This is a genomic window from Arthrobacter sp. R-11 (assembly GCF_049913155.1).
Classification (GTDB): Bacteria; Actinomycetota; Actinomycetes; order Actinomycetales; family Micrococcaceae; genus Arthrobacter.
In genome coordinates this window covers 3,758,803-3,776,113 of the sequence record NZ_CP183979.1, presented here as the reverse complement: position 1 = coordinate 3,776,113, position 17,311 = coordinate 3,758,803, and the positions used below count along the sequence as shown (strand labels likewise).

Annotated in this window: 21 protein-coding genes and 1 riboswitch; of the genes, 9 read left to right on the top strand and 12 right to left on the bottom strand. The window is 66.7% G+C overall.

Features of this window, described 5'->3' with window-relative positions; all coding sequences use genetic code 11:
* Nucleotides 1-89 precede the first annotated feature (89 nt).
* The 4 genes from ACN9M4_RS17190 to ACN9M4_RS17175 form a co-directional block, all read right to left on the bottom strand.
* Nucleotides 90-740, bottom strand: a complete 651-nt coding sequence (locus ACN9M4_RS17190; RefSeq protein WP_426300004.1) for an MBL fold metallo-hydrolase — start codon at nucleotides 738-740, stop codon at nucleotides 90-92.
* A 19-nt stretch (nucleotides 741-759) separates the two neighbouring features.
* The gene (locus ACN9M4_RS17185) at nucleotides 760-1,767 is read right to left on the bottom strand and encodes an aldo/keto reductase (RefSeq protein ID WP_426300002.1); all 1,008 of its coding nucleotides are present in this window, start codon (nucleotides 1,765-1,767) and stop codon (nucleotides 760-762) included.
* Between the two features lie 75 nt (nucleotides 1,768-1,842).
* Nucleotides 1,843-2,190: a DMT family transporter gene (locus ACN9M4_RS17180; protein ID WP_426300000.1), complete on the bottom strand. Its 348-nt coding sequence runs from the start codon at nucleotides 2,188-2,190 to the stop codon at nucleotides 1,843-1,845.
* Nucleotides 2,191-2,192: 2 nt separating this feature from the next.
* The gene (locus tag ACN9M4_RS17175) at nucleotides 2,193-2,507 is read right to left on the bottom strand and encodes a DMT family transporter (protein ID WP_426299998.1); all 315 of its coding nucleotides are present in this window, start codon (nucleotides 2,505-2,507) and stop codon (nucleotides 2,193-2,195) included.
* A 9-nt stretch (nucleotides 2,508-2,516) separates the two neighbouring features.
* A riboswitch (guanidine-III (ykkC-III) riboswitch) is annotated at nucleotides 2,517-2,581 on the bottom strand.
* 59 nt (nucleotides 2,582-2,640) lie between these two features.
* Here ACN9M4_RS17175 and ACN9M4_RS17170 point away from each other — a divergent pair.
* Nucleotides 2,641-3,402 carry a formylglycine-generating enzyme family protein gene (locus tag ACN9M4_RS17170; protein ID WP_426299996.1) on the top strand — a complete coding sequence of 254 codons (762 nt, stop codon included), beginning with the start codon at nucleotides 2,641-2,643 and terminating at the stop codon, nucleotides 3,400-3,402.
* 31 nt (nucleotides 3,403-3,433) lie between these two features.
* Here ACN9M4_RS17170 and ACN9M4_RS17165 read toward each other — a convergent pair whose 3' ends face one another.
* The gene (locus ACN9M4_RS17165) at nucleotides 3,434-4,051 is read right to left on the bottom strand and encodes a HutD/Ves family protein (protein ID WP_426299994.1); all 618 of its coding nucleotides are present in this window, start codon (nucleotides 4,049-4,051) and stop codon (nucleotides 3,434-3,436) included.
* Nucleotides 4,052-4,151: 100 nt separating this feature from the next.
* Between ACN9M4_RS17165 and ACN9M4_RS17160 the strand changes: the two genes are divergently transcribed.
* From ACN9M4_RS17160 to ACN9M4_RS17150, 3 genes are all read left to right on the top strand, one after another.
* The gene (locus ACN9M4_RS17160; RefSeq protein ID WP_426299992.1) at nucleotides 4,152-4,754 is read left to right on the top strand and encodes a phosphoribosylanthranilate isomerase; all 603 of its coding nucleotides are present in this window, start codon (nucleotides 4,152-4,154) and stop codon (nucleotides 4,752-4,754) included.
* A 131-nt stretch (nucleotides 4,755-4,885) separates the two neighbouring features.
* On the top strand, nucleotides 4,886-5,287 hold the full coding sequence (locus ACN9M4_RS17155) for a YccF domain-containing protein (protein WP_115789709.1): 402 nt from the start codon (nucleotides 4,886-4,888) through the stop codon (nucleotides 5,285-5,287).
* Nucleotides 5,288-5,298: 11 nt separating this feature from the next.
* Entirely contained in the window at nucleotides 5,299-5,658 is a 360-nt protein-coding gene (locus ACN9M4_RS17150) for a DUF1801 domain-containing protein (RefSeq protein WP_426299990.1), read from the top strand.
* Nucleotides 5,659-5,690: 32 nt separating this feature from the next.
* Here ACN9M4_RS17150 and ACN9M4_RS17145 read toward each other — a convergent pair whose 3' ends face one another.
* The 5 genes from ACN9M4_RS17145 to ACN9M4_RS17125 all read right to left on the bottom strand — a co-directional run bounded on the left by ACN9M4_RS17145 (nucleotide 5,691) and on the right by ACN9M4_RS17125 (nucleotide 9,722).
* Nucleotides 5,691-6,476 (bottom strand): 2-phosphosulfolactate phosphatase, encoded by a 786-nt coding sequence (locus ACN9M4_RS17145; protein ID WP_426299988.1) that lies wholly within the window; start codon nucleotides 6,474-6,476, stop codon nucleotides 5,691-5,693.
* A complete protein-coding gene (locus ACN9M4_RS17140; protein WP_426299986.1) occupies nucleotides 6,473-7,342 on the bottom strand; it encodes a DUF4031 domain-containing protein in 870 nt (289 codons plus the stop codon). The genes ACN9M4_RS17145 and ACN9M4_RS17140 overlap by 4 nt, the downstream gene beginning before the upstream one ends.
* Before the next feature lie 42 nt (nucleotides 7,343-7,384).
* A complete protein-coding gene (locus ACN9M4_RS17135) occupies nucleotides 7,385-8,719 on the bottom strand; it encodes an FAD-binding oxidoreductase (protein ID WP_426299984.1) in 1,335 nt (444 codons plus the stop codon).
* A gap of 93 nt (nucleotides 8,720-8,812) precedes the next feature.
* The gene (locus ACN9M4_RS17130; RefSeq protein ID WP_426299982.1) at nucleotides 8,813-9,283 is read right to left on the bottom strand and encodes an SRPBCC family protein; all 471 of its coding nucleotides are present in this window, start codon (nucleotides 9,281-9,283) and stop codon (nucleotides 8,813-8,815) included.
* 100 nt (nucleotides 9,284-9,383) lie between these two features.
* Nucleotides 9,384-9,722, bottom strand: coding sequence for a hypothetical protein (locus ACN9M4_RS17125; protein WP_426299980.1), 339 nt, complete (start codon nucleotides 9,720-9,722; stop codon nucleotides 9,384-9,386).
* A 283-nt stretch (nucleotides 9,723-10,005) separates the two neighbouring features.
* On the opposite strand from ACN9M4_RS17125, the gene clpB reads away from it, so the two are divergent.
* Entirely contained in the window at nucleotides 10,006-12,675 is a 2,670-nt protein-coding gene (gene clpB, locus ACN9M4_RS17120; RefSeq protein WP_426299978.1) for an ATP-dependent chaperone ClpB, read from the top strand.
* Between the two features lie 9 nt (nucleotides 12,676-12,684).
* Here the strand turns inward: clpB and ACN9M4_RS17115 are convergent, their stop codons facing one another.
* Nucleotides 12,685-13,284 (bottom strand): septum formation family protein, encoded by a 600-nt coding sequence (locus tag ACN9M4_RS17115; protein WP_426299976.1) that lies wholly within the window; start codon nucleotides 13,282-13,284, stop codon nucleotides 12,685-12,687.
* 253 nt (nucleotides 13,285-13,537) lie between these two features.
* Between ACN9M4_RS17115 and ACN9M4_RS17110 the strand changes: the two genes are divergently transcribed.
* Nucleotides 13,538-13,765, top strand: coding sequence for a DUF3073 domain-containing protein (locus tag ACN9M4_RS17110; RefSeq protein WP_115789654.1), 228 nt, complete (start codon nucleotides 13,538-13,540; stop codon nucleotides 13,763-13,765).
* A 179-nt stretch (nucleotides 13,766-13,944) separates the two neighbouring features.
* Here the strand turns inward: ACN9M4_RS17110 and ACN9M4_RS17105 are convergent, their stop codons facing one another.
* Entirely contained in the window at nucleotides 13,945-14,409 is a 465-nt protein-coding gene (locus ACN9M4_RS17105) for a MarR family winged helix-turn-helix transcriptional regulator (protein WP_426299974.1), read from the bottom strand.
* A 237-nt stretch (nucleotides 14,410-14,646) separates the two neighbouring features.
* Between ACN9M4_RS17105 and ACN9M4_RS17100 the strand changes: the two genes are divergently transcribed.
* The 3 genes from ACN9M4_RS17100 (at nucleotide 14,647) to ACN9M4_RS17090 (ending at nucleotide 17,209) form a co-directional block, all read left to right on the top strand.
* Nucleotides 14,647-15,255: a hypothetical protein gene (locus tag ACN9M4_RS17100; RefSeq protein WP_426299972.1), complete on the top strand. Its 609-nt coding sequence runs from the start codon at nucleotides 14,647-14,649 to the stop codon at nucleotides 15,253-15,255.
* Between the two features lie 46 nt (nucleotides 15,256-15,301).
* On the top strand, nucleotides 15,302-16,780 hold the full coding sequence (locus ACN9M4_RS17095) for a LamG-like jellyroll fold domain-containing protein (RefSeq protein WP_426299970.1): 1,479 nt from the start codon (nucleotides 15,302-15,304) through the stop codon (nucleotides 16,778-16,780).
* Nucleotides 16,781-16,879: 99 nt separating this feature from the next.
* Nucleotides 16,880-17,209, top strand: coding sequence for a histone-like nucleoid-structuring protein Lsr2 (locus tag ACN9M4_RS17090; protein ID WP_426299968.1), 330 nt, complete (start codon nucleotides 16,880-16,882; stop codon nucleotides 17,207-17,209).
* The last annotated feature ends 102 nt before the right edge of the window (nucleotides 17,210-17,311 follow it).

The following is a 17,311-nucleotide window of genomic DNA, read 5'->3' as shown; positions in this document are numbered from 1 at the left end:
AGCCCAACGGGCCCACCAGCCCAACGTTGTGAGGCCTGCTCTACGTCCAATGGCCAAGCCATAGGACGTAAAGCAGGCCCCGCAAGTAGCTACCAGCCGCGCTCGCGCCACTCCTGCAGCTGCGGGCGCTCGGCGCCGAGCGTGGTGGGCTTGCCATGGCCCGGGTGGACCACTGTGTCATCCGGGTAGGCATTGAACAGCCTCTCGGTCACATCGTCCAGCAACGAGGTGAAGCGCGCTGCGTCGTTCTGCGTGTTGCCCACACCTCCGGGGAACAACGAGTCGCCGCTGAAGATGTGCGCCGGGCCGTCCGGGTCCTGGTACACAAAGGCGATCGATCCGGGGGTGTGACCGCGCAGGTGCACTGCGGTGATGTCGAAACCGTCGAAGTTCCCCACGTCGCCGTGCTCCAGCAGCACGTTCACGGGCACGGGTAGCGCGGCGGCGTCGTCCACTCCGGCCGAGGTCTTCGCTCCCGTGGCCGCCACCAGCTCCGGCAGCGCACGGACGTGGTCCCAATGCTGGTGCGTGGTGGCGATCAGGGCAAGCTTTGGCGTGGCCGTGGTGTCTGCCGCCGACTCCGCCAGCATCGCCTGGATCGCCGGCAGGTCGTCCGCGGCGTCGATCAGCAGCTGCGCCCCGCTCGCCTTCGCGGTGAGCAGGTACACGTTGTTGTCCATCCCGCTGACCGAGATCCGCCGGATGGTGATGTCCCGCAGGGAGTGAATGAGTGAGTCCATCCACCCACTCTACGGAACGCTACTCACGGCCCTGCGACACCCAGTTCGGGTCAGCGGAACGCGACCCGACGACGGCGGAGGCGGCGCCGTCGAGCGCGTCCAGCTGGGCGGCACTCAACTCGAGGGACAGCGAGCCGAGGTTCTCGTCGAGCCGCTCCGCGCGGCGCGTGCCGGGGATCGGGACAACGGGGATGCCCAGGCGGCGGCCCTGCGCGAACAGCCAGGCGAGGGCCACCTGCGCGGGGGTGGCATTCTGCTCGTCCGCTACCGTGCGGACGGCGGCCACTACGGCCTGGTTGGCATCGATGGCGCCGTCGGCAAAGCGTGGGATCCGGTGCCGGAAGTCGCCTTCGCCGAGGTCGCTGGCATTGACCGTGCCGGTGAGGAAGCCACGGCCGAGAGGGGAGTAGGGGACGAAGCCTGTACCGAGTTCCCTGGCTGCGGGGACTACGTTGCGCTCGACGTCCCGGCTCCAGATGGACCATTCGCTCTGCACCGCGGCAATCGGGTGCACGGCGCTGGCTTCCCTCAGCTCCTCGGCCGTCACCTCGGACAGCCCGAGGTGACGCACCTTGCCCTCCCGGACCAGCTCCGCCATGGCCTCCACGGTTTCCACAATCGGAACGCGGAGGTCACGGCGGTGCATGTAATAGAGGTCGATGGTGTCGGTGCTGAGGCGGCGCAGGCTGTCCTCGGCGGCCTGCTTCACGTAAGCAGCGTCGCCGCGGACCTCGCTGTAGCCGGTGCGGACATTGCCAAGGATGCCGAACTTCGTGGCCAGCTGGACCTCGTCGCGGCGATCCTTCAGCAGCTGCGCGATGAGTTCTTCGTTGCTGCCCTGGCCGTAGACATCCGCGGTGTCGATGAAGGTGATGCCTGCGTCGACCGCATGGTGCAGGGTCTTGAGTGGCTGTGCGGGTTCGATGTCGCCGTAGACCCCGGTGAGGGCCATTCCGCCGAAGCCGAGGGGACTGACCGTGAGTCCGTCGCCGAGGTGGATGTTTGCAGGAATGTTCTCGGTTGCCATGGTTCTCCATCCTTCGGGATTGCTGCCTTCGTTGGCAAGAACCCGGCCCGCCGCCGGACTATTCCGGAAGGAGCGTCACGCTTCCCGGTCGCTGTCGCCCGGGAGCGCTTTCAGGCCGGCAGCGCAGCCCACGATTCCCGCGATGAAGAGAAGCTTCAGCGGGTTGGCGGGTTCGACGCCGGTGGCCATCGCCCAGGCAACAGTGAGTGCCGCGCCGATCCCCACCCATACGGCGTAAGCGGTGCCGAGGGGGATGCGCTTGACGGCGAGGCCCAGGCCGGCCATGCTCAGCGTTGCGGTCACCGCAAAAACCACGGAGGGCAGCAGCTGGCTGAAGCCCTCGGACAGGCCCAGCGCCGTCGCCCACACGGCCTCGAGCACGGCGGAGGCCAGGAGCACCAGCCAGGAAAGGCGGGCGGACATCGTTACGCCACCACCTTCAGGCCGACCACGCACATGCCGATGCCCGCCAGCAGCGCCAGCCGCGCCGCCGTCGGGCGTTCAACCTTGGTGGCCATCGCGTAGGCGGCGGTGAGGACAACGCCCACGCCCACCCATACGGCGTAGGCCGTGCCGGTGGGGATGGTCTGTATCGCGAAGGCCAGGCCGCCGGTGCTGGCGATGACCGAGACCAGGAAAACCAGGGAGGGTACGGGGCGCCGGAAACCCTTGGAACGGTGGAGGGCTGCGGCCCAGACGGCTTCGAGCGCACCGGAAAGAATGAGGACGATCCACGACATGACTTTTCCTTTGGCCAGTCTTGTCGCGTGCCGGGTACTGAACCGTCGTCCGGAGGCCCGGATGCGGGCCTTGCTTTCAGGCTAGCAAATTCCGCTCCCCGGGGGCATTTCCGGTGCTGGGTAGACTGCGGGGATGCCCGAATTGATCGAAGTTCCCGCCGGTTCGGTGGAACTGCGCGATGCCCGCTCGGATTCCTCCCGGAAGGCCGGCCTGGTTCCTTTCGCCCTCGGCAGGACCCAGGTTACGCAGTCGGAATGGTCGGCCGTTCTCGGGCTGGAGGTCCTGGCCGCGCCGGAGATTCCCGCACACGCCGTGACCTGGTTCGACGCCGTGCGCTGGTGCAATACGGCGTCGTCGCTTGCTGGCTATGCCTCCGCTTACGAAATCGACGGGCGGGATGTGACCTGGGACGTCGGCGCCGACGGTTTCCGCCTTCCCACGGAAGCCGAATGGCACTGGGCATGCACGGGAGGAACGGGCCGGCCAAGGTATGGGGACCTGGCGGATATTGGCTGGACGATGGCGGACGGGGTGCCCGGTCCGCAGGATGTCGGGCTCAAGGCCGCGAACCCCTTTGGGCTCTTCGACATGCTCGGCAACGTCTGGGAGTGGTGCTGGGACTTTGCCGATACCGCTCGCTACGCCGATTACCGGAGCCTTCGTGGCGGCGGCTGGGCGGATCCGGAATGGAATTGCCGGGCAGCAGTCAGGCGGGGAAGCGCGCCGGACGCGGTGCTGGAAGATGTGGGCTTCAGGGTGGCCCGCGGTCCGGTAGGGGAACCCGGTGCGGAGGCCGCCCAAGGCTGGTCTGCGGAAGCGGACCGGAGCCGCGCCGGCATCCGCGGGCCGCTGCCTGTCGGGTGGACTCCGTACCGGGAGCTCCTGAAACGGTGACGACGGCGGGCCCCGCCAGCCCGCGCCGGGGCTAGGCCGTAACGCGGTCGATCGACACAACGGCCAGGAAGCCGCGTCCCAGGATTTCCGGGCTGCGGCTGTCTGAGCCGACCACGGCGTCATAGCGGGCCAGCCCGGTGGGCTCCGGCGTCGCGATTTCAGCGCGCTCTTCAGTGTCAGCCTCCGGGTCCGCGCCGGGAACCACGGACGCCTTGCCCTCGAGCAGGACGGCAAGCTGGCCTTCGAACACCGGATGGGCGCGCTTTTTGGAGAGTTCGATGATGGAGGTGTAGCCCTTGAAGGCCCCGGCGCGGGCGATCACGTTGAGGTCCCGGATGTCGCCGGTGGGCAGGGCGGAACTGGTGTCGGCTTCGCCGGAGAAACGGAACGGCCGGTACTTCTCCACCGGGTGTTCCTCGCCGTCCACCGTGAGGAGCAGCAGTTCGCCGTCGATCACGGTGAGGACCCGCTCCATGCCCGGAAAAACCGAGAAGGCGCCGGCCTTGGAGACGTCCGCGATGCTGACCCGCCAGTCCCAGGCCCCGTCCTGCGCTGAGGCTGCCTTCGGATGGCTGGCGAGCTCGCGCGTCACCCCGCCGCCGTTGCGCCATGGTTCGGGCCTGATCTCGGAAAAACGGATGATCTCCATGCACACCACCTTATCCACGGACACCGTTCGGAGCAGGGCGGCACGGCTTGCTAACGTCTTGGGTAGGAGATTCATCAGGAGTACGGCTGGAGGCACGGGAGTGTTCGTCAAAGTGTGTGGCCTGAGCACGCCCGAATCCGTGCAGGCCGCCGTCGAAAGCGGTGCGGACGCCGTTGGCTTCGTGCTCACCAAGAGTCCGCGCGAGGTGTCTGCCGAGCAGGCACGCACCCTGCTCGCCGGAGTCCCGGCGGGGACTACCGCCGTCGGGGTCTTCCGCCATGAAAGCGCCGCCGACGCCGTCGCCATTGCCCGCGAGGCCGGCCTGGAATGGGTCCAGTTGCACGGTTCCCGCACCCCGGAGGACGTCCGCACAGTGCACGACGCCGGAATGCGGGTAATCCGCGCCGTCACCTTGGGTGCCGCGCCGGAAGAGTTCGCCGACTGGGGCGAAGAAATGCTCCTGGTGGACGCCGCCGTACCCGGCTCGGGCGAGGCGTGGGACTACGGGCTGATGCGGGAAAAGGGACTGGCCAGCCGGAACTGGCTGCTGGCTGGCGGCTTGTCCCCGGAGAACGTGGCGTCCGCCGTCGAGGCCGCTTCTGCGTGGGGCGTGGACGTGTCCTCCGGCGTCGAGTCCTCCCGCGGCGTGAAGGACCTGGCAAAGGTCCGCGCGTTCGTGAAGGCCGCCAAGCAACCCAACTGACTCGCAGTTGTTGTCGTTTTGGGCGCTCAAAACGACAACAACTGCGAGCTAGATGGTCAAGCCCGAATTAAGGGGCCGTTCAGGGCAAACCCCTACCCCTTCCGGCCCCTCGGCGCGGGAGAATGGTAGGCATGAAGACGATCCTCAACATCATCTGGTTGGTTTTCGGAGGGTTCTGGCTGGCGCTGGGCTACTTTGCGGCCGGCATCGTGTGCTGCGTGCTGATCGTGACCATCCCCTGGGGGATCGCGTCCTTCCGCATCGCTGCCTACACCCTGTGGCCGTTCGGCAGGACAGTAGTGGACAAGCCCGGCTCCGGAAACGTGTTCACTCTCCTGGGCAACGTGATCTGGCTGCTGGTGGCCGGAATCTGGATCGCGATCGGCCACGTGGTCACCGCCTTCGCCATGGCGATCACCATCATCGGCATCCCGCTGGCCATCGCCAACCTCAAGCTGATCCCGGTGTCCCTCATGCCGCTCGGCAAGCAGATCGTGCCCAGCAACCGGCCGTTCGCCAGCAACTACCGCTAAGAGCGGGCGCCATGGACAACCGCAACCCGGAGGTGGATGCCTGGCTGGACAGGTATGAAAATCCGCAGCGGCAGCTTGTCTCGGAAGTCCGCGCTTTCATCCTGTCCTTGGACCCGGGCATCAGCGAAGCCATCAAATGGCAGGCTCCCACCTTCATGTACGAGGGAAACATCGCATCCTTCTTCCCCAAAGCAAAGAAGAACGTCACCCTGATGTTTCACCAGGGTGCTGCCATCGAGGACAGCGCCGGGCTGCTGGAGGGCGACGGCGGGGCCTCGCGGGTTGCCCGTTTCCTGGACGCAGCGGATTTCGAGGCCAAGAAGGCCGCCCTTGGGGCCGTGGTCCGGGCCTGGATCGCAAGCAAGGGCTGAACTGCAAGCAAGGGCTGAACTGCCAGCAAGGGCTAGGCCCGCCGGAAGGCTCCGTCCCGCAGCACGGCCACCGCGGAGGCGGCGTCCAACCCGGCGGCGATCTCGACGTCGTCCGGGTAGCCCGCCCCGATCAGCTCCCGCCCGCTCGAACAACCCCGCAGCAACTGCGGCAGCGCGGGTTCGGCAGCATCGAAGGCCGCGGCGGCCGTCAGGGCCTCGGGGGAGAAGGCCTCGGGCGAGAAGACGTCCCGCCCCGCCGCTGCGAGCCCGGCCAGGAATGCGCCCGCGCCCCACAGGTCCTCCACAGCTGGCCGGAGTCCGCCGTCGGGCCCTGTCCCACCGCCGTTATGCCACAGTTCGCCAGCCGCCACCACGGCGATCACCGCATCCTCAGGCAGCGTGGACAGCACCCAGTCCGCCGTGGCCGCGGCGTTGCGCAGGCAGACGGCGGCCAGCAACGGCACCTCGGAAGCCAGCTCATGGCAGATCGCCGAGCCGTTGGGGGAGGGCAGCACCACCCGCTCCAGTCCTGGGGTGTCGCGCAGGCTCGACGGCGACAGGCTCAGCCCGCCGCCGTTCCGCGGGCCCGCCAGCGTGGCGTGGTGGTGCACGGCGAAGTCCTCCGCACCGGTGTCCTTCCATCGGTACGGGTAGACCAGGACACCGCGCTCGACGGCGACGCTCACGCAGGTGCTGAACGAAAGGACGTCGACCACCAACGCGAGGTCGGCCCCGGCAGAGATGGTGCGGGCGCCGTCGAGCCCCCATTCGAACCTGATCCGGTACGGCTGCTGCCGGTGCACGGCCCCGGCGGTCACTGCAGTTCCGCCTGCAGGTTCCGGCGTGCGGCGTCCAGCCAGAGTGTTTTGGCCCGGGAGCTGTGGAACAGCGGGTCGAGCGCCAGCAGACGGCGGACGACGGCGGCCCGGCCGGCGGCGAAGTCGGCGTCGCTGACGTGCGCATAGTCTTCGCGGACATCGGCCAGGTAGCGCGCGTACGCCGCAGCTTCGGAGCCCAGGACGGAGAGGTCCGCGTCGCAGAGCAAGGCACCGGCATGGTCGCCAGGTTCGGGGTCGTGCGTGGCGGTGAGCCTGACCAGCCGGGCCACCTCGGCGATGTCTTCCGCGGGCAGGCCCGCCTCGGTGAGGCGCTTCTCGGCAAGGACGGCGGATTCCTCCTCGTCCTGGCCTGCGAGGCCTTCGTAGACGGCGTCGTGGAACCATGCCGCCAGGGCCACCGTGCGGGCGGGCAGCGCAGGTTCGGTCAAGGTGTCCAGCGCCTCCAGGACGGCCAGCAAGTGGGTGCGGCTGTGATACTTGCGGTGGTCTTCGCCCCAGCGTTCCAGCAGCTCGAAGCCGAGCTCCTCGTGTCCCGGGAGGACCGAATTCCAGCGTTCCAGCAGCGGGACCGTCAAAGCCTTGCTGCGTTGCCGGGCCGGGATCCGCAGGCCGCTGGCGATCAGCTTGCGTACCAGCACCCGGGCTTCCACGGCGATCGCTCCGGCCGCCAGGAGGTCCGCATAGCGGCGCTCCGGAACGTCGTAATGGTCGCCGTCGAAGGCCCGCTCGGGGACGCCGGCCGCCGCGGCGAAGGCGTGCAGTTCCTCAAGGGATGTGTCCGACACCAGGTGGGAGAACACGGTCCCGTGTGCGGGCCACAGGGGCGGGTCGACGTAGACGGCCATGGCCAAAGTGTAGTCCCGGCGGAGGGCCCGGCAAGGGGCCCCTCAGCGCTCGGCCGGAAGGATGTTCTGGTTGCCCCGGAAGGTGTTCTCCGGGTCGAATTCGCGCTTCACCCGGGACAGCCTCCGGTAGTTCTCCTCGCCGAAGGCGGCCACGATGCGCTCAGGCCCTTCGTGGCCGATGAAGTTCAGCCACACGCCGCCCGTGGTGTGCGGGGCGATGTCGGCGCGGAAACGCTTGACCCAGGCCCTGGCCTCCTGCCCGCCCTCGGGCGTTTCCGCCAGACCGAAGGGGTGGCTTACCCAGGCGGCACCACGGTTCTGCAGGGGAGTGGACGCCGCGGCCGACCCGCCCACGGCTCCGCCCCAGCGGGCGATGAGCTGCTGTGAGTGCTGGCCCGGCAGCCGCTGCGCCGAGTCCACGAACAGGTCCAGGGCGTCGTCCGCAAGCTCGTCATGGTAATCGGCGCTCCAGTAGTTGTACATGCCGGGCGGGTCGTCGAGCATGCACTGGAAATCCGCATATCCCATGGGTTCCACGAGGTCCACAGTCGGGCCCAGGTCCCGGAACGGCTGGACATGGGCGGCGCCCTCCTCCGCGTCGCCGGCATAGAGGTACGCCAGCCCAAGAGCCATCTTGCCCACCATCTCCTCCGGGACGAACGGTTCCGGCGGAGCGGTGAGGAATATCAGGGCTGTCCCCACGGCGTCGGGGGCGGCCAGGGCTGCGTCCCGGTAGCCGCGGCTCACTTGCGTTGCGGCGCCGCCCGGAAAGAGCATGAGTCCCGCCTGCACGGTTGGCCCGAGCTCCCGCAACTGGAACGTGAACGCTGTGGCCACACCGAAGTTCCCGCCTCCGCCATGCAATGCCCAGAACAGTTCAGGGTTTTCCTGCCCGCTAGCGGTGACCTGCTCGCCTGCCGCGGTCACCAGGTCCACGGAGAGCAGGTTGTCGCAGGCGAAGCCGAAGGAGCGTTCCAGCCAGCCCGATCCGCCGCCCAGGGTGAAGCCTGCCACACCGGTCGTGGATGCGCGGCCGCCCGTGGTCGCGAGGCCGTGTTCCTGGCTGGCGCGGTCGAACTCGCCCCAGTTCACGCCCGCGCCGACCGTGATGGTGCGGGCGTCGCGGTCAACGTTGATCGATTTCATGGGCCGCACATCCACCACCAGGCCGCCTTCGTTGGTGGACATCCCGGCCACCGAGTGGCCCCCTGCGCGCACTGCGACATCAAGCCGATGGGTGCGGGCGTGTTGCAGCGCTTCGGCCACCTCGGCGGGAGAAGCGCATTGCGCAATCACTGCCGGCCGGAGGTCGATCATTGCGTTGAAAAGCTTCCGCTTCTCGTCGTAGTCCGGGCTGTCGGGCCGGGTCCATTCCATGGCGCACCTCCGCGTCCGCGGCCCTACCCCCACGCTAAAACAGTACGACGGCGGTGCTACCGCCAGCCATGGGGGACCCCTTACGAATTGCTTTCAGCCCTGGCGCTTGGCTGCTGCAGCTCCCAGGGATGCCAGGCCCTTTTCGAAGTCCTTGCCCACCAGCTTGTCCATGTTCATGAACAGCGCGAACACCTTGGACATGAAGGTCTTGTTTTCGCCGGTCATGGTCCAGGTGACCCTGGTGCCCTCGCCCTCCGGGGAAAAGGTGAACTCGGTGGGATTTACCGCCTTCATGGGCTTGGTGAATTCAAGCCGGATGTTGATCTTGGTGGGTTCCACGGCATTGACGATTTCCATGTTTCCGGAGCCGGCCTTGTTGTTGCCGCTCCAGGTGTACTTGGCGCCCACACCGCTTTCATTGCCGGAGTAGCTGCGCTTCAGATTGGGGTCGACGGCTTCCCACGGGGACCATGCGGTCCACTTGTGGAAGTCGTTGACCAGCGGAAAAATCTCGGCCGCCGGGGCCGGAATGAATGCGTTCCGCGAAACGGAAAAGGTAGCCATGGGCCAATCGTACGTCCGCGCGGTCCGGAAATTGAGGGCCTGAAGTGGCGCCGGAGTTTCGTGGTGCGGTGCCCCGGTCGCACCACGATTGCAGTCCCGGCTACATTCCGGGAATATCGAGCGCCGGGTATATCTGGATGCTGGATTCGCCTCCGCTCATGAAATGCGGGTGGTCCTTCACCAGTTCGGCTGCTGCGTCGAGGTCATCGGCCTGGAGGATGCTGTAGCCGCCGACGCCGGTGGTGGTGTCCGAGACGCCCGAGCCGGACACTTCCTTGCCGACGCCCAACGGGGTGCCGAAGTCGACCAGGGCATCCCCGGTCCTGGCCGCCCAGTCGGTCCAGGCTTTCATGCCGGCTTCGGCCTGTTCGGGCGTGCTCTCGGCGATTTGGGATTCGGCCGACATTGAGCCGATGTAGAGAACTACGAACTTCGTCATGACAGGTCCTTTTCTCCTTGCGCCATCGGGGTCATCCTTCCGGTCACAGCTTGATCGTAGGACGTGGCGGGGCCACCCGGCAGCGTGCACGGTACTCGATTCTGCCTGCCGCGGGAGAAGCGGGGAATCAGTCCGCAGGGCAAGCGCTGGACAGGCGTTCTTCGGTGGGCAAGCATGGACCTCAGAAGGCAGAAATCAAAGTTGAGCGTGATAGACTCAAGTTTGTAAAAGTCGGCTGACTCAACTTTGGAAGATTCTTTAGCCTCCCGAAAGGAGCTCTTTTTTGGACGTCAAATTCACCACCAAGAGCCAGGAGGCTCTTTCCGCGGCAGCCATGAACGCCTCGACCGCGGGCAACCCGCAGCTCGAACCGGCCCATCTGCTTAAGGCCCTCATGGACCAGCGTGAGGGCGTCGCCGTCGCATTGCTCCGCGCCACCGGCGCGGATCCGGACGCCGTCAGCGTCCAGGCGAGTTCCGCGATCAAGGCGCTGCCGTCGTCGTCGGGCAGCTCGGTCCAGCAGGCCCAACTGTCCCGGCCTGCGCTGCAGGCGATCAAGGCCGCGGAAAGCGAAGCCGAAAAGCTCGGCGATTCCTTTGTCTCCACCGAGCACCTTCTGCTCGGCCTCTCCGCCGGAAGTGACGCCGTCGGGAAATTGCTGCGCGACGCCGGAGCCTCCCATGAAGCGCTGCTCGCCGCCCTGCCGGGTGTCCGCGGCGACCGCAAGGTCAACTCCCCGGACCCGGAGAACACTTTTCAGGCGCTCGAGAAGTACGGCACGGACCTGACCGCCGTCGCGCGTTCGGGCAAGCTGGACCCGGTGATCGGCCGCGATTCGGAGATCCGCCGCGTCATCCAGGTGCTCTCCCGCCGGACCAAGAACAACCCGGTGCTGATCGGCGAACCCGGCGTGGGCAAGACCGCCGTCGTGGAAGGCCTGGCCCAGCGCATCGTGGCCGGCGACGTCCCGGAGAGCCTGCGGGGCAAGACCCTGATCGCCCTGGACCTGGCCTCGATGGTGGCGGGCGCCAAGTACCGCGGGGAATTCGAAGAACGGCTCAAGGCCGTGCTGGAGGAGATCAAGAACTCCGAAGGCCGGATCGTCACCTTCATCGACGAGATCCACACCGTCGTGGGCGCCGGCGCTACCGGGGACAGCGCCATGGACGCGGGCAACATGCTCAAGCCCATGCTGGCCCGCGGCGAGCTGCGCCTGATCGGTGCCACCACCCTGGACGAGTACCGCGAGAACATCGAGAAGGATCCCGCCCTGGAACGCCGCTTCCAGCAGGTCTACGTGGGCGAGCCGAGCGTGGAAGACACCATCGGCATCCTGCGCGGGCTCAAGGAGCGCTACGAGGCGCACCACAAGGTGGCCATCGCGGACTCGGCCCTGGTGGCCGCCGCGACCCTGTCCAACCGCTACATCTCAGGACGGCAGCTGCCGGACAAGGCCATCGACCTGGTGGACGAAGCCGCCTCGCGGCTGCGGATGGAGATCGACTCCGCACCGGAGGAGATCGACCAGCTGCGCCGCTCCGTGGACCGGCTCACCATGGAGGAGCTCGCCCTCCAGGGCGAGACCGACGCCGCCTCCGTTGAGCGCCTCGCCGCGCTCCGTGCGGACATGGCGGACAAGAAGGAAGCCCTCGCCGCACTCAATGCCCGCTGGGAAGCGGAAAAAGCCGGCCTGAACCGGGTGGGTGAGCTCAAAGCGAAGATCGACGAACTGCGTTCCGCCGCGGAAAAGTACCAGCGCGAAGGCGACCTCGAATCGGCGTCGCGCATCCTCTACGGCGAGCTGCCTGCGCTCGAACGCGAGCTGAACGCGGCCGCCGAGGAGGAGTCCGCGCGGGTGGCGGGCGGGGGAGCGAAGCCGGACCTCATGGTCGCAGAGGAAGTCACTGCGGACGACATCGCCGAGGTCATTTCCGCCTGGACCGGCATTCCCGCCGGACGCATGCTCCAAGGCGAATCACAGAAGCTGCTGCACATGGAGGAGGAGCTCGGCAAGCGGCTGATTGGCCAGCACAAGGCTGTCACCGCGGTCTCCGACGCCGTCCGCCGGGCCCGCGCCGGCATCTCCGATCCCAACCGGCCCACCGGTTCCTTCCTGTTCCTCGGTCCCACCGGCGTCGGCAAGACCGAGCTGGCCAAGGCGCTGGCGGACTTCCTCTTCGACGACGAACGCGCCATGATCCGGATCGATATGTCCGAATACGGCGAGAAGCACTCCGTGGCCCGCCTGGTCGGCGCCCCTCCGGGCTATGTCGGCTATGAGGAAGGCGGCCAGCTCACCGAGGCCGTGCGCCGCCGGCCCTACTCCGTGGTGCTGCTGGACGAGGTGGAGAAGGCCCACCCCGAAGTCTTCGACATCCTCCTGCAGGTGCTCGACGACGGCCGCCTCACCGACGGCCAAGGCCGCACCGTCGACTTCCGGAACACCATCCTGGTGCTTACGTCCAACTCGGGCAGCCAGTTCCTGGTGGACCCGAGCCTGGACCCCCGGGCGAAGCAGGAGGCCGTGATGTCCGTGGTGCGGGCCTCCTTCAAGCCGGAGTTCCTGAATCGCCTGGACGAAATCGTGTTGTTCGATCCGCTGACCGTGGACGAACTGGCCGACATCGTGGAACTGCATGTGGCCGAGCTCGCCAAGCGCCTTCACGGCCGGCGCCTCGCCCTCGAGGTCAGCGACGGTGCCAGGGCCTGGCTGGCGATGAGCGGCTTCGATCCCGCCTACGGGGCCCGGCCGCTGCGCCGCCTTGTGCAGCGCGAGATCGGCGACCGGCTTGCCAAGGAAATCCTGGCCGGTGAGATCGCCGATGGCGACACCGTGCTGGTGGACACCGTGGCGGATGCCGACGAACTCACCATCGAAGGACTCGAAGCGCTTGTTGGGCCCGACGGCGGTGCCCCCGCCGGCAGCGGCCTGGTGGTGCGCCGGAAGGAGTAGGGCCGGCCCTTACTTCTGGAGCACGCTTTCCTTCAGGGTGTTGCCCGAGTCCACCACGATGAAGCAGTCCACGCGACGATCGCCGCGGTCCCAGCTGGTGGAACTCGGGTACACATTCTGCTGGAGCAGCTCGTACTTGCCGGCCGCCTCGTTCAGCATCACGGTAAGGCAGACTTCGCGGCCCTTGTCCCGCAGGGCGTTGGTGCCCGGGAAGCCGTCGTTCGCCTTGTAGCTGAATACGGCGCCGAGCTGGGCGGAGTGCGGCGTGGTGCATTCCACAGCGCGGGCCTTGCTGGCATTGGAATCGAAGTCGGCAAAGCAGTCGCCCAGCCGGTAGTCCTTGGATTCGATGTCCGCGGGCAAAGGGCCGCGGCTGGATGAAGCTGAGGCGCCCGGGGTGCCGGCCGGTACGGGGCGGTTGCCGAAGACGGAGACCAGGGTCCAGATCACGGCGATGATCAGGAGCAGCACGAAAAGGACGATGCCGCCGATGATCAGCCGCTGCCGGGTCAGAAGGTCCATCGGGGTGCGCGACGGTGCCCGGGCGGCGGGCATGGCATCGCCGTGTCTGTCCTCCGGGTTGTCCGGGGAGGGGTTTTCCTGGCCCATGTCCGAATCCGTGCCTTTCGTGCTTGCGAAGCTCAGCTGAAGCTCCCCTTTGGGAGACTTTACCCAAATTCTGCCCGGTCCCGCCTGCCCGGATTCATACCGGGCCTCCGGGGTGCCTGAGGCGGGCCCGGTGGCACCCAGTCACTGCCGAAAGCATGTAATCTAGACATACGACAAATTGACCAAACATTCCGGGGCCTCACCGATCGCCAAGGTGACCACCTCCGGTCCAAGTACAAAAGGGGGTCACGCCATGGGGCGCGGCCGTCAAAAGGCAAAAGCTACCAAGCAGGCTCGGGACATCAAGTACTACTCCCCGAACACTGACTATTCGGCCCTTCAGCGTGAGCTGACGGGGCCATCAAGTCGTGCGGTGAGCCACTTCGATGACGATCCCACGGAGCCGGATTACTCGGCCTATGCGGACAAGTACGCACAGGATGACGAAGACGACGAGGTAGACTCGCGCCGCATCGGCTAGTGGGTGCATGCGGTGCCGCCAGGCACCGGTGACGCCACCGCCGTCGTACTTTCACCTCCCGGACTCCCGCACACCCGGAGCGAAACCGGGAAGCACAGTTCCTCACCCGCAGGGTGCGCCCATCGGCGCCCCTGCGGGTATTTTGCGTGCCCGGACCTGCCGGGCCCGTGCCCATGGGCTCAGCCGGCGGATCCTCCGGATCCGCGGGGTGTCGAGGCGTCGAGTGACGCCGACAGGGCTTCGATGAACTCCGTCTGGGCGGCAAGGTCACTGTGCGGGCTTGCGTTGAATGCGGCGATGACGGCGTCCAGGTAGAGCCTGTTTACCCATCGCATGGCCTGCCGTCCGCCCGGTGTGAGCGCCAGCCGGATGCTCCGGCGGTCGGTGGGGTGTGGCTGCCGCAGCAGCAGGCCCGCCCGCTCGAGCCGGTCGATCATGGTGGTCATCGACCCGGTGGTGAGATCCATCAACTCGGAAAGCTTCTTGGGGGTGAGGCCTTCGAGGTCGGCAGCATGGGAGAGCGCATTCAGCTCCGCCATGCTGATGCCGAGTTCCTTGGCAATGCCCGCCCTCAAGTTACCGCTCGTGAGCTGCAGTTGCCGCAGCAACAGAACGAACGGCACGTAATCAGCTGAGCTGGCCATGGCCGGTCTCCCTAAATATCTTGATGAGAAAGTTACTTCAGTATAGGGGTAAGTCGTGCAACCGCCCTAGATTTTTCTTCATTCCAAGCCGGACGACCCGTTTTAGCTTGAAGGAAATGTAGCTTGATAAAAATACTGCTTGACGATCAAGTGAAATTTGCTAGGCTGGTTCCCGAACCCGCAGCAGCGCGTTCACCCGATTAGGTCTCAATCGGCCCCCAGTTTTCAGGAGTCACCATGCGCACTTCAGTCCACGCAGCAGTCATCGCAAAATGGGCTGCCGTTCCTGCCGCACTGGTCGTGAGCGGTCTGCTTGTATCCCAGGCTTCGTACTCTGCGTTCAGCGCAACTACCAACAATGCCGGTAACAGCTGGGCTTCCGGCAGCTTGGCACTCAGCAACGATGCATCCGGGACGGCGCTGTTCTCGGCTTCCAACATCAAACCGGGGGACGCGGGAAGCAAGTGCATCACCGTTTCCACCACGGCAAACGTGGCCAGCACCCTGAAGCTCTACGCCTCCAGCTACAGCAAGGGCACCAAGAACCTCGGCGACCGCATCAACGTCACCGTCACCAGCGGCAGCTTCCCAGGTGCGGCTCCGGCCAACGGTGCCTGCACCGGTTTCACGGCCGGCTCGGTTGCCGTCGCCACGACCTCGCTGACGTCCTTCGCAGCCGCTTCCGCCAGCTACGCAACGGGTGCTGATTCCTACGCGCTTCCCGCCGGCGGTTCCCGCACCTACAAGATCGACTGGACCTTCGCTACTGCAGGTTCCCCCGCTGCGGACAACCCGTACCAGGGTGACACCGCGTCCATCGGGTTCACTTGGGAGTCCCAGAGCTAGACCCTCCGTGCTTGCCGCCACCCGTCCCATCCTGTAGGAGCCCCCGATGTTGCCGACAGAACAAGCAGCCGCAGCGGACGCTGCTGCGCCTGCCGGCGACCCGAGGACACCGAAGGGACACTCCATTTCCCAGCAGTGGCTGCGCGTTCTGGGCGCCGCGCTGGGGCGGGTGGTGGTGATTCTCGCAGTCATGATGATGGGGTGGGCATCCGTTCCCGCCGTCCTTGGCTGGCAGCCCACCACCGTGGTGAGTGGCTCCATGGAGCCAACCATCAAAGTGGGCGATGTAGTGGTTTCCCGGCCCATGGGAGCTGAGAACCTCATCCCGGGCCGCGTGGTCCTGGTGGATGACCCGGACCATGCCGGGCGGCTGCGGCTGCACCGCATCGCCACGGTGAATCCGGACGGTTCCCTCGTCCTGCGGGGAGATGCAAACGCGGCCAATGACTCCTCAAGCGTGTGGCCTTCGGCCGTGCATGGAGTGGGTTACCTGAGGATCCCGGCGGTCGGACTGCCGATCGTCTGGCTTGGCAGGGGGCAATGGCCGATGGTTCTCGCGGGCGTCGCGCTGCTGGCGGGGGCACTGGCCCTGACGAGGCTGGACAGGCATTTTGCCCGTCCTCGCCGGAAGGACTCCAAGTCCGGGGGCCGCCGTCGGGCAGAGTGGAAAGCCTGGCTGGTACCGGCACGCCGGGCAAGCTGCACTGTGCTGTTCCTGGTTGCCGCCGCCGGCCTCGCCGGCATGACGGTGATGACCGCACCGCTGGCGCACGCGGCATTCTCAGGCACGAGCCACAACCTGGCCAACACCCTGTCCTCCCGGACGTTCTTCAGCTGCACGGCGGCTGCCTTGGCCGACGCGCCGTCCCTGTTCTACGCCTTCAACGATTCCCCGAAGCCGGCCACTGCCGTCACCGACAGCTCCGGCAGCGGCAACGACGGCACGTTCCGCATGACGGCGTCCCTCGGTACCTCGGTTCCCTGCGCCGGGGACGCCGGCAACACTGCGGACCTTTCCGGACTCCGGTACATCGCCACCACCACCGGCAGCACCGGGCCCACGGTATTCAGCTACGAAATGTGGTTCAAGACCAGCTCCATCCTCGGCGGGAAGCTGGCCGGATTCCAGGACTCCAAGAACAATGCCACCGGCGTCAACGACCGCAACCTCTACATGCGCGTCGATGGAAAGCTGGTCTTCGGCGTCTCTCCAGGCGGCACCATGCAGACTGTCGTCTCACCGTCGGCCTACAACGACGGCGCCTGGCACCACGCCGCCGTCACACTCTCCTCCGCCGGGATGAACCTCTATGTCGACGGTGCCTCCGTGGCCTCCTCCGCCGCCGTCACCACCGCCCGGAGCGGCTACACGGGGTACTGGCGTTTCGGCAACGGCGACCTCACGGCCTGGCCCGGAGCCGGCCTCTCGGCTTTTGACGGCCAGGTGGACAACATCGCCGTCTATGACACAACAGCCCTCACGCCGGCGCAGGTGCTGGCGCACTACCAGGCTGCCGCCCCGTAAGCGATCGGATCCGCGCCATGCCCACTGACACTCATTGCCTTCCGGAACCGATTTCCGGGAATCAAAGGATTGCATGCTCCCAAGAAAGGACCGTTGGCCATGAACAAAAAGATTGACTTCCTGTTGCTTGACGACCTGGATGGAAGCAGCGCGGATGAGCGGGTGAGGTTCGCCGTCGATGGCATCGACTATGAGGTGGACCTGTCCTCGGCGAACGCGGCGGCTTTCCGCTCCTACCTCGGGGTTTTCATGAACGCGGGCAGGCGGAAGGCCGCGACCCCGGCAGCCCAGGGGCGGAAGGAAGCTCCGCTTTCCGTGACGGCCAGGATCCGCCGCTGGGCGATGGAACAGGGCTACGAGCTGAGCAGCCGCGGCCAAATCCCCAAGTCGATCGTGCAGGCCTTCCAGGCCGCCGAGGGGACCGCCTGAACGCACCCGGCGCGGGGTCACTTACGGCCCATGCAGGGCTTCCCGGGTGTGGGCGGTAAGGGACCCCCGTCGCACAAGAAAGCGGGCCGGCAGTTCACAACT